This is a genomic window from Bradyrhizobium murdochi (assembly GCF_000472965.1).
In the GTDB taxonomy this organism is placed as follows: Bacteria; Pseudomonadota; Alphaproteobacteria; order Rhizobiales; family Xanthobacteraceae; genus Bradyrhizobium; species Bradyrhizobium murdochi.
The window spans coordinates 80,945-91,795 of record NZ_AXAU01000024.1 but is presented as its reverse complement, the minus strand read 5'-3'; the positions used below and the strand labels follow the sequence as shown (position 1 = coordinate 91,795).

Below are 10,851 nucleotides of genomic sequence, written 5' to 3'. Positions count from 1 at the left end.
CGCCGAAATCGCCGGCTATGGCACGACCGCTGATGCCTACCATATCACGTCAGGACCCGAGGACGGCGACGGCGCGCGCCGCGCCATGGAAGGCGCCTTGCGGCAGGCCGGCCTTAAGCCCGGTGACATCCAGCATCTCTACGCCCATTCCACTTCGACGCCGGTTGGCGACCTTTCCGAACTGGAAGCAATCAAAGCCGTGTTCGGCCGCGACGGAAAGATCGCCGTGAGCGCCACCAAATCGGCAACCGGTCATCTGCTCGGCGCAGCCGGGGGAGCGGAAGCAATCTTCACGATCCTCGCGTTACGCGACCAGGTCGCGCCGCCCACTCTTAACCTCGAAAATGGCGACCCGGCCGCTGAAGGCGTCGACCTCGTGGCCCGTCACGCTCGGCGCGTCACGATGGAGCATGCGATCTCGAACGGCTTCGGCTTCGGCGGCGTCAACGCCAGCGTCATCTTTCGACGTTGGCGATGACCAAGCCTGAGCAGGATTGGTTCGTTCCCTCCTGATCAAATCCCATCTAGTTCGCGCAAAATCTTAGGCTGGTGCGAAAGATCAGCCTGACAGACCGCGTCGGCATTTACGTGATCCGAACCCAGGCGCCATTGCTTGCGGATGAGCTCACCGCAGCTTCGATGAACTTCACGCCGGCGAGGCCATCCTCGACGGTCGGGAAAATCACCGCCGGATCGGGCGGTTTGCCGGTCTGTGCTGCGCGGATGGCGCGCGCTGCCTCAGTATAGATTGATGTGAACCCCTCAAGGTAACCCTCGGGATGCCCCGCCGGCACGCGGGTGAGACGGCCCGCCTCGACCAAGGCGCCGGCACCGCCGCGGGTGAGGAGTTGCTTGGGCTGCCCATAGCGGGTGAACCAGAGATGGTTCGGATTTTCCTGTACCCATTCGAGGCCGCCCTTGGTCCCATAGACGCGCAGCGTCAGGCCGTTCTCATTGCCGACCGCGACCTGGCTCGCCCAAAGCATACCTCTGGCGCCTCCCTTCCACTTGAGGAGGATCTGGACGTCGTCGTCGAGACGCCGGCCGCCGACAAAGGTCGAGAGCTGGGCGAGCAGTTCGTCAAGCTGAAGTCCAGTGACGAAGCAGGCGAGATTGTAGGCGTGGGTGCCGATGTCGCCGATGCATCCGCCAGGGCCGGATCGGGTCGGGTCCGTGCGCCACGCGGCCTGCTTATGGCCGCTTGCCTCTATTCGCTCCGTCAACCAATCCTGCAGGTATTCGGCCTGCACCAGCCGGATTTCGCCGAGATCGCCGTTCGCGACCATGGCGCGGGCCTGTCGGACCATGGGATAGCCCGTGTAGTTGTGGGTCACGACGAAGACCTTGCCCGTCTTCCTGACCAGTTCCACCAATTCCTCTGCCTCGGCGACGGTCGTCGTCAGCGGTTTGTCGCAGATGACGTGGATGCCGGCTTCAAGGAAGGCCTTGGCGACCAGGCCGTGCAGGTGGTTGGGGGTCACGATCGAAACCACCTCGATCCCGTCGGGGCGCGCGGCCTCCGCCTTCGCCATCTCTTCGAAGGAGCTATAGGCGCGGTCGTTGGCGATACCGAGTTCCTTCGCCGAGGCCTTGGCTCTCACCGGATCCGACGCCAACGCGCCGGCTGTCAACTCGAACTGGTCGTCGATACGCGCGGCAATGCGGTGAACGGCGCCAATGAAAGATGCCTGGCCGCCGCCAACCATGCCTAACCGGATACGACCATGACCGCCGGCTTCGCTGCTTGCCTCAATAGCCATTCTTCCTCCTCGCTCAGGAGATGCCAAGCATCTTGCGGTTCATCTGGTCGTCGGTGCCGGAACCTGCGAAATCGTCGAAGGCCTTCTCCGTGACCCGAATGATATTTCTTTTGATAAATTCGGCACCCTCGCGCGCGCCTTGCTCAGGATGCTTCAGCGCGCATTCCCATTCCATCACTGCCCAACTGCCGTAATCGTACTGTGTGAGCTTGGAGAAGATCGCGGCGAAATCGACTTGACCATCGCCCAGCGAGCGGAATCGCCCAGCACGATCGACCCAGCTCTGGAACCCGCCGTAGACTCCCTGGCGGCCCGTCGGGTTGAACTCCGCATCCTTGACGTGGAAGGCTTTGATGCGTTGGTGATAGATATCGATGTAGTCGAGATAGTCGAGCTGCTGCAGCACGAAGTGCGACGGGTCGTAGAGCAGGTTCGCGCGCGCGTGGCCATTCACTCGCTCGAGAAACGTCTCATAGGAGACACCGTCGTGCAGATCCTCGCCTGGATGGATCTCATAAGCGAGATCAATGCCGTGCTCCTCCGCATAATCAAGGATCGGCTGCCAGCGCCTGGCGAGCTCGTCGAAGGCGGCCTCGACGAGGCCTGCCGGACGCTGCGGCCAGGGATAGACATAGGGCCAGGCCAATGCGCCGGAGAAGGTCGCCTGCGCCGTAAGCCCGAGGCGCCTTGAGGCGCGGATCGCGCGCTTGACCTGGTCGACGGCCCACTCGGTGCGCGCCTTCGGATTGTCCCGCACCTCCGGCACGGCGAAGCCGTCGAATGCTGCGTCATAGGCCGGATGAACCGCGACGAGCTGACCCTGGAGATGGGTCGAGAGTTCTGTGATGGAAAGGCCGTGACCGGCTGCGATCCCCCTCACCTCATCGGCATAGTCCTGGGACTCCGAGGCCTTGCCGAGGTCGAAGAGCCGCCCATCCCAGCTCGGGATCTGAATTCCCTCGTAGCCAAGCGAGGCGGCCCATTCGCAGATCGCGTCGAAGGAGTTGAACGGCGCGGCGTCGGCAACGAACTGAGCGAGGAATATCCCTGGTCCCTTGATCATCTTCATGAAAGGCTCCTTGTTTGTCGGGGTATCACTTTACTATCCGCTTAGCCGCCAGTCATCGGTGCGTTCGACCTGTTGGTCGATGCGCTGCGACACCGGGAGTAGTGGAAGCTCTTGAACGTTGCAGCGATGAGCACTTGGCGCATCGAACAAAGCGAGGCCGCGGAATAACGGACGAGCAGCGCCGTTATTCCAGCATGGCCAAGCTTATGAGGAGCCGACGATGCTATTCCGCAGAGAACACCGCGCTCAGCCCGACGCCGAAATTCAGACTAGCAAAGACGCCTCGATCCAGTTCCTTTGCCAGCCAGAGGACTATGGGGTCCTTGCCGAGCCGGTACCGGCAAAGCTCGCGCTGCCGGAATGGTTCCGGCGAATTCCAGCCGTCGATCGATCAGTTCTTTCCCCAACCAATAACGGGCTGACCGTCAAACGCTGCATGCCCTTTTTCGATGCAATGACGCTCGGCTACATCCTGCCGATTGGAGCGACGGTACGACTGCAGATCAGCGAGCAAGGCCGCAAGGTTGACGCTGGCTGGGAATTCGACCGGGTGATGGTCAGCAATCACGGCAGCTATCAGATCAACGGTCACCCGTTGGCCGACAGGCCGCCAATGAAATTTCACAATTACTGGATGATCAAGACGCCGCCAGGTTGGAGCTGCCTGTTCCTCGCACCGCTCAATCGGCCCAACCTGCCAGTCGAGATCCTGGCTGGCGTGGTTGACACCGACACCTACGCTTCGCTGATCAACTTCCCGTTCATCGCGACGGGTTCTGACGGCGTGCACGTCGTGGAGAAAGGCACGCCGCTCGTGCAGGTCATTCCATTCAAGCGCAGCGAAGCCGAGCTCGAGTTGCGCAAGGAGGGCGCCTTGCAGGAACCCCTCGCACCAATGGTGGCAGTCGAGACAAAAGATGAGGGAAGAACGCGCGAACGTATCCTGAGAAATACGCTCGCCTCTGAGGGATGGTACCGAAAATTTGCACGCGCCAAGAGATGAGCGGCCCCGTGCATCACGCTTCCGAGAGTCGTAGACTACTCGGAATAAGCTCTCATCGCGCCTCGTTTGCTTAAAAGGGACCGAGAGCATCGATCCCTTTATCGCAACCCCAAAGAAGGAGTTCTAGTCATGAAGCGCGAAGCCATGTTCACCGCAACTGCGATTGCGCTTGCGATCGGAGCAACCGGCGCGAAGGCCGCTATCGGAGTGCCGCTCGACCCCACGGTCGAGGCAGTCAAGGCGGTGAAGGCCGAAACCGGGCAGATCATTCTGGCCGGCAACAGCTCATCGAACTCAAGCTCGAACAGCTCCTCGAATTCCAGCTCCAACAGCTCCTCGAACTCGAGCTCGAACAGCTCTTCGAATTCCAGCTCGAACAGCTCGTCCAATTCGAGCTACCGCTGGCGCTGACCGGACTGCGTCGAGGCTGTCATCATCCAAGGAGCGAGAGGGCCCGGCAACGGGCCCTTTCTGCTGAAATGGCTATTCGCGGTTGATTGCCTCGACCGGGTCCAGCTTTGCGGCCTTCGCCGCCGGCACATAGCCGAACACGATGCCGATGGCGGTTGATACGGCGACCGCGAGCAAGACAATTGCCGGGTCGACGATGAGCGGAATCTGCAAGTATCCGCGTGCAGCGGCGGCAAGCCCCACGCCGGCAAGGATGCCCGCCAGGCCGCCTGCGACAGCGAGCAAGACCGCCTCCGCAAGCACTTCGGCCAGGATTTGCCGCGGCAGCGCACCGATCGCGAGGCGAATGCCGATCTCCGCGGTTCGATCCGCAACCGACGCCAGCATGATATTCATGATACCAATGCCCCCGACCAGCAAGCTGATCGCCGCGATCGCAGACAGCAACGCGGTCATCGTGCGTGACGTACCGGCCATGGTTTCGGCGAGCTGCCGCATCTCCAGCACATGGAAGTTATCATCCTGGCCGTCGGCGACGCGCCGCCGTTCGCGCATCAGTTCCTCGACCCGGCTCTTCATATGCGAAGTGTCGATCCCTTCGCGGACGAGGATCAACATCGCCTGAACATCCCTCGCGCCCAGGATTCTACGCTGGTAGCTGGCGAGCGGCATGACGACGGTGTTGTCGTCGTCTTGCGACAGCCCGGACTGCCCTCGAAGGCGCAGGACGCCGATCACCTCGCACGGCACGCTCTTGACACGAATGGTCTCGCCGAGTGCAGCGCCGCCGCCAAACAGCCGGTCGTGAACCGTGGCGCCGATGATGCACACGCTCCTGCCCGCCTGTATCTCTTGCCCGGAGAAGATTCGCCCCGATGCGAGTTCCCATCGCCGGGCGGCGAAGAACTCGTTGTCGGCGCCGGTGACGGCGGCAACCCAGTTTGCCTGCCGCGAGACGACACGGACGGAAGCGGATGCTATCGGGGCGACCGCCTGCAACTCGCTCTGAAACCCACGTACCGCCTCGACATCGGCGTAGGTCATCGGCTTCGCCTCGATCTGCGCTCCCTTGCCGCCACGGGTATCCTGCCCGACCCGAAGCGTCAGCAATTGCATGCCAAGCTGACTGATCTGCGCATCGACCTGTGCACGGCTGCCCCGGCCGATCGTCACCATCGCCACCACAGCAGCAACGCCGACGGCAATGCCGAGCGCGGCCAGCACCGAGCGAAGCGCATTGCGCTGCAGACTTGCAGCCGCCGGGCGCAGGATGTCATGTGCGGGAACCGGCATCATCGAAGTGCTCCGGCTTGATGTGGCCGTCCGTGAAGCAGATCGTGCGGCTCGCCTGGCTCGCCACCGACGGATCATGAGTGACGATGACGACGGTTGTGCCGCGTTCGCGATGGAGCTGCTTCAAGAGCTGCATGATCTCGGCGCCAGTCACGCTGTCGAGGGCGCCCGTCGGCTCGTCCGCGATCAGCAGGTCGGGCCGGGTGATGAGCGCGCGAGCGATCGCAACGCGCTGCTGCTGGCCGCCCGAGAGCTGGTCCGGCGTGTGGTGCTGCCGTTGGGACAAACCGACTGCAGCCAGGACGGCGGTCGCGGATTTGCGGCGCTCGCCGCGCGGCACGCTCTGATAAAGCAAGGGAAGCTCGACGTTGTCGAGCGCGCTCGCACGCTTGATGAGATGGAAGCGCTGAAACACAAAGCCGATCGAGCTTCGCCGCATCATCGCTCGACCCGTGACATCTAGCGTGCCGGTATCGATGCCCTTGAACCGATACCGTCCGCTGGACGGTGTATCGAGGCAACCAATGATGTTCAGGAATGTCGACTTGCCAGAACCGCTGGGTCCGACGACGGCGACGAACTCACCCTGGGTGATCGTGAGGTCGACGCCGGCAAGGGCCGTCACGACGGCTGCACCGCGCCCATACGCGCGTACGACGTGCTCAAGGCGGATCAGCGGCGCGGAGCAGTCCGCTCCGACATGCCGATGAGCCTCTCCGTCCCTCAAAATTGGACTCATGGTTGCACCGGGACCTTGTCGACGACGATGCTGTCGCCCGCCGCAACCTCGCCGTTGAGGATTTCGGTGTACAAGCCGTCGGTCTCGCCGACCTGCGCGAGAACGGGTTTGAGCTTGCCGCCAACGAGCTTGTACAGACGCCGGACATCAGGCTGGCGTTGTTCGGACGCTGTCGCGCGAGGCGCTCCAGATGCGGCCTGAGCCGGACTCGCGACGCCGGCCAGTCCAACCGGCGCGGGCCGCTCGCCAGCCGGCTCTGCGGAAGGAACAAACCGCAAGGCAGCATTCGGCACCAGAAGCACGTTGCGACGCTCGGCGACCTTGATCTCAGTGGTCGTCGTCATGCCCGGCTTGAGCTGAAGCTTGTCATTCTTAAAGCCGAGAATGGCCTTGTAGGTCACGACGCCTTGCACGACCTCGGGCCCAAGATAGATCTTCTCGACAACGACTGGGACCTGGCGATCGCGCAGGCCGTCACTCTTGAAGAGTGCGTGTTGCCCCTGCTTCACGGAAAGCGCGTCGGCTTCATCCACATCGACCTTGACCTGCATGTGCTCGAGGTCCGCGGCAATGCGAAACAGAACCGGTGACTGGAACGACGCTGCGATCACCTGGCCGCGCTCGACATTGCGCCGAAGCACAACGCCGTCGATGGGCGCGACGATGCGCGTCTTATCCAGGTTTGTCGTGGCTAGATCCACCTCCGCCGCGGCGATGTGGAGCTCCGCCGCCTGCACCTCGAGCAAAGCGGCGGCCTTTCTGAAAGCGCCGATCGCTAGCTCCAGATCTCGTTCGCTGATCGCCTGCCGTTCCGCAAGGCGTTGCTTTCTGCCCTGCTCGCTTTCGGCCATCGCCAGATTGATACGCGCCTCGCGCTCCCGTGCCTGCGCTAGTGCGTGTGCGCCGCGTGCGCGGGCGAGCTGTTTTTTGGCCACCTCGTCGTCGAGCACCGCGAGAAGCTGCCCGGCTTTGACCTTGTCGTTGTAGTCGACAAAGATTTCCTTGATCGTGCCGGACAGTTCCGTCGAAACCTCGACGATCCGCACGGGCTCTACGGTGCCGGTCGCGGGAATCTTGACGTCAAGATTGCCGTGAAAGGCCGGCTTGACAGTGTATTGCGCCTCAACCGTTGCCGGTGCATCGGTCTTGCCGAACGCAATGATGAGCGCGGCCGCCACGATTGCGACGCCGGCCGAGCCCCTGGCTACGCTTCGCCGTCCCTTGCCGCGATGCAGATCGACGCGGCGAAGCATGTCGGCTCCGCGGACGCGAGAGTCATCGGCCCGCATCTGTTCGGACGTGAGAAATCGCAACATCGGCGCGCTCCGTCGGATGATCCGGATGAGCTCCTTCAACGGTCATGGGCAGCCTCTTATTCCAGACATGGATGCGGATCACCCCGCGCAGGCGCGCGTGGTCAATCGCAAAGAAGGACACGGTTCCATCCGCACCCGTGTCAAACGGATGTGTGTGCTACCTATTCCCATGGCTGACGCGGCGTTTTGTCGTACAGCGATAAGCATGGCGAACGTGGCTGTCGGAAACTCAAGTTGCTAGCTTGCGAAGGGGAGATTGCAATGCCGCGTTATGCATCGATGTCGAGACGGGACAAATGAGCGATTTCGGCAATGAGCTAGTTGCTTTGCTGCCCCGCCTCCGTCGGTTCGCACGATCGCTCACCGGTCAAGCAGAAGACGCGGATGATCTCGTGCAGGCTGCGCTCGAGCGCGCGCTGCGGTCGCGATCGTTGTGGGAGCCGGGCACGCGGCTTGATGCGTGGATATTCAGAATCATGCGAAATCTCTGGATCGATCAAATCCGACACAGAAAGGTCAGCGGCGATCGGACCACACTCCACGACGCCGAGCAGCTTTCCGGCTCTGACGGCCGCGTCGTAGCCGACAGCCGCATCACGCTTGCCGACGTCGAGGCACTGCTTGCCGCGCTCCCCGGCGAGCAGCGGGCCGTGGTTCAATCGGTTTGCATCGATGACCTAAGCTATCGCGAAACCGCCGAGCGGCTGAACACGCCGATCGGAACCGTCATGAGCCGTCTCGCGCGCGCCAGGCTCGCCCTTGCGGCGGGGCTCGATCACAACGAATCCATGGCAAGCGTCGCTAACCTGAAGAACCCCAGATGACCGCGATCACCGACGAGACCCTGATGGCGCTGGCGGATGGTGAGCTTAAGCCCGCAGAGGCGGCACGCGTGCGCGAGGTCCTTCGCCACGATCTTCAGCTTGCGGCACGCTTTGCGTCGTTCGCAGAATCGCGAGCGCTGCTGTCCGAGGAGTCCGGCACCGATGCAATACCCGAGCACCTTGTGCTTGCGGCTCGCAGGCTGGGCGACGCCTTGGCAAAAGCCGATCAGGTGGCTGAGCCCAACGTCGTGTCCCTGGAAGCGGCCGCAACCCGCGGCGCGCGGCGGCCCGATCGCTTCAAGGCGATGGCGTTGGCCGCGTCGATCGCACTTGTTGCCGGCGGTGTGGTCGGCTTTGCGTTAAGCGGGCTTCAGCAGCGTGACAGGCTCGCGAGCCATAGCCCGATGGACAGCATCGCGGTATCGTCGCCCGTATCAGATCTACTGTTCCAGCTCGCGAGCGGCGAGTCCCGACAAGTCCGCAGTGGCTCGGAGGCGGCGGTCACCGATATCACAATCGTGTCGACGCATCAGATGGAGGATAGCTCCATCTGCCGCGAATTCACGACGGCGACGACTGGAACACAGCAGACACGCGTCGCCTGCCTGAGGGATGGCGCCTGGCGTGTCCATCTCGTCGTCATTTCATCGGGCGGAGCATTCTCGACCGCAAGCAGTGCTCAGACGGCAGATCACTTCCTCGAAGCGCTCGGCACCAAGGAGGTTCTGACCGGTGATGCAGAGCGCAAGGCTCTCGCCCGGCCCTAGCGCAGATCTGGAAATTAGCCCGGAGGCAACCTGACCATGAGGACCGTGATTGCTTGCCGTTCATTCCCGACTCTCGTCGGTCTATTTCTAGGCTTCGCCGTGGTCGGTCAGTCCCCAACATACCCTGCGCTGTTCACGCCCGCGTTCGCTGATGACGGTGGCGGCGGTTCAGGTGGAGGGAGCGGTGGTGATGGAGGTGGTGGAGCAGGCGGCGGAGGGCCCCCCGTCGGCAGCAATTGGAGCCCTAGGAGTTCGAGACAGTTCTTGCCGTTTCGTGGCTTTCCGTTCGCTTTCCCATCGGGCGCGAGGCCGCGCCGCGCCGCGCGGGAGCGCGAGTATGTCATTTCCGGAGTTGACGCTACGCAGGCCCAAGCCGTGCGTGACCGCGGGTTTCGCGTCATCGCCGAACGCACGCTGAGTGGCGGCAGAGGCAGTTTACTCCGTCTCGGACCGCCGCGCCGCACTTCGAAGCAACGGGCGCTGGCATCGCTGCGTGAAATCGCACCGGGAAAGGCCGTCGATGAGAACGCCCTGTATGCCCAACGATTTCAGATGCAAGGCGGCCGCTCGACACCACGTAACGTATTTGCCGATCCGTTGGCGGCGGTCGATTGGCGATCGCTCGAGAATTGCGGCGACTTGGGCACCATCGGGCTCGTGGATACGGGCATCGATACGCAACACGCTGGCCTTGCAAGCAAGCGACTGGAGTTGATTACGCAGCGCGCGCCCGACCGGCAGGCGTCGAGCACACGTCATGGCACCGCAGTTGCGACGCTCCTGCTCGGCGACGGCGTTTTCCCAGGACTCACGCCGAAGTCTCGGGTCATAGCGATCGATGCGTTCCATTCGCAAAACGGCACGGACCAGATCGACACCTTCGATCTCGTATCGGCGATGGATAAGCTGGTCGACCGCGGTGTTGCGGTCATCAATCTCAGCCTCGCGGGAGCAGCGAACGAGGTTCTGGACACGGAAGGGCAACGTGCTCAGGCCCGCGGCGTCATCGTGGTCGCTGCCAGCGGCAATGACGGCGCCGCAGCCAAGCCGCGCTACCCGGCGGCGTATCCCTGGGCCATTGCGACGACCGCGGTCGATAAGCATCTCACAGTCTACAAGCGGGCGGTTCGTGGGCCGCATATCCGGCTCGCCGCGCCCGGGGTCGACCTTGCGCTCCGCGATGGCGACGGCAAGCTGCGGCAGCACACGGGCACCTCCTTCGCCACGCCATTTGTTGCCGCGCGCTTGGCACTGGCTCACCTTGGAAACCATGCCCCGCCGGCCGACAAGGCAGCTACGCCGCGCGATGATCTCGAATCCGCACGCGCAACCGAAGCCAGCGTTGCGGCTCTCATCGGGCAGGCAATTGATCTTGGAGAACCTGGAAAGGACGTCGTCTACGGCAACGGCCTCGTGCAGTTCGGCTCCGCGTGTCGCTCCGAAGCCTCCTTCGCGCGATGAAGGAGGAAATGGCCAGCCCCGCCCCGTTCGGTCGCTGGCTAGCCGCAGCACTTTGGCAGAAGATTGGACACATCTCCAACCAACGCGGGCATGACTTGCTCCGCCCTACGCTTACCCGTCACCAGGCCCTCATATGGTGCTTGATCACCTCAATAACTTTCAGCGAATTGTCACTTGGAAAGGACGCCACCATCTAGTCGATACGATC

General features: G+C 62.8%; 11 protein-coding genes. 5 read left to right on the top strand and 6 right to left on the bottom strand.

What is annotated here, in order from left to right; genetic code table 11:
- On the top strand, nucleotides 1–478 hold a 478-nt coding region (locus YUO_RS0131970), incomplete at its 5' end, for a hypothetical protein (RefSeq protein ID WP_028350886.1).
- Between the two features lie 106 nt (nucleotides 479–584).
- Here YUO_RS0131970 and YUO_RS0131965 read toward each other — a convergent pair.
- Together YUO_RS0131965 and YUO_RS0131960 are read right to left on the bottom strand one after the other, a co-directional pair.
- The gene (locus YUO_RS0131965; protein WP_028350885.1) at nucleotides 585–1,760 is read right to left on the bottom strand and encodes a Gfo/Idh/MocA family protein; all 1,176 of its coding nucleotides are present in this window, start codon (nucleotides 1,758–1,760) and stop codon (nucleotides 585–587) included.
- A gap of 13 nt (nucleotides 1,761–1,773) precedes the next feature.
- Nucleotides 1,774–2,829 (bottom strand): sugar phosphate isomerase/epimerase family protein, encoded by a 1,056-nt coding sequence (locus tag YUO_RS0131960; protein WP_028350884.1) that lies wholly within the window; start codon nucleotides 2,827–2,829, stop codon nucleotides 1,774–1,776.
- 220 nt (nucleotides 2,830–3,049) lie between these two features.
- On the opposite strand from YUO_RS0131960, the gene YUO_RS0131955 reads away from it, so the two are divergent.
- Nucleotides 3,050–3,832: a DUF6065 family protein gene (locus YUO_RS0131955; protein ID WP_051379741.1), complete on the top strand. Its 783-nt coding sequence runs from the start codon at nucleotides 3,050–3,052 to the stop codon at nucleotides 3,830–3,832.
- Between the two features lie 98 nt (nucleotides 3,833–3,930).
- Here YUO_RS0131955 and YUO_RS46690 read toward each other — a convergent pair whose 3' ends face one another.
- The 4 genes from YUO_RS46690 to YUO_RS42395 all read right to left on the bottom strand — a co-directional run bounded on the left by YUO_RS46690 (nucleotide 3,931) and on the right by YUO_RS42395 (nucleotide 7,591).
- Nucleotides 3,931–4,221: a hypothetical protein gene (locus YUO_RS46690; protein WP_156908858.1), complete on the bottom strand. Its 291-nt coding sequence runs from the start codon at nucleotides 4,219–4,221 to the stop codon at nucleotides 3,931–3,933.
- 94 nt (nucleotides 4,222–4,315) lie between these two features.
- Complete coding sequence (locus YUO_RS0131945) at nucleotides 4,316–5,419, bottom strand: ABC transporter permease (RefSeq protein WP_430649575.1); 1,104 nt, start codon at nucleotides 5,417–5,419, stop codon at nucleotides 4,316–4,318.
- A 97-nt stretch (nucleotides 5,420–5,516) separates the two neighbouring features.
- Entirely contained in the window at nucleotides 5,517–6,275 is a 759-nt protein-coding gene (locus YUO_RS0131940; RefSeq protein WP_051379740.1) for an ABC transporter ATP-binding protein, read from the bottom strand.
- Nucleotides 6,272–7,591, bottom strand: a complete 1,320-nt coding sequence (locus tag YUO_RS42395; protein WP_156908857.1) for an efflux RND transporter periplasmic adaptor subunit — start codon at nucleotides 7,589–7,591, stop codon at nucleotides 6,272–6,274. Before YUO_RS42395 ends, YUO_RS0131940 begins: the two co-directional genes overlap by 4 nt.
- A gap of 296 nt (nucleotides 7,592–7,887) precedes the next feature.
- Between YUO_RS42395 and YUO_RS0131930 the strand changes: the two genes are divergently transcribed.
- The 3 genes from YUO_RS0131930 to YUO_RS42390 all read left to right on the top strand — a co-directional run bounded on the left by YUO_RS0131930 (nucleotide 7,888) and on the right by YUO_RS42390 (nucleotide 10,643).
- On the top strand, nucleotides 7,888–8,415 hold the full coding sequence (locus YUO_RS0131930; RefSeq protein ID WP_028350880.1) for an RNA polymerase sigma factor: 528 nt from the start codon (nucleotides 7,888–7,890) through the stop codon (nucleotides 8,413–8,415).
- Complete coding sequence (locus YUO_RS0131925) at nucleotides 8,412–9,182, top strand: anti-sigma factor (RefSeq protein WP_028350879.1); 771 nt, start codon at nucleotides 8,412–8,414, stop codon at nucleotides 9,180–9,182. Before YUO_RS0131930 ends, YUO_RS0131925 begins: the two co-directional genes overlap by 4 nt.
- 264 nt (nucleotides 9,183–9,446) lie before the next feature.
- On the top strand, nucleotides 9,447–10,643 hold the full coding sequence (locus YUO_RS42390; protein WP_051379738.1) for a S8 family serine peptidase: 1,197 nt from the start codon (nucleotides 9,447–9,449) through the stop codon (nucleotides 10,641–10,643).
- The last annotated feature ends 208 nt before the right edge of the window (nucleotides 10,644–10,851 follow it).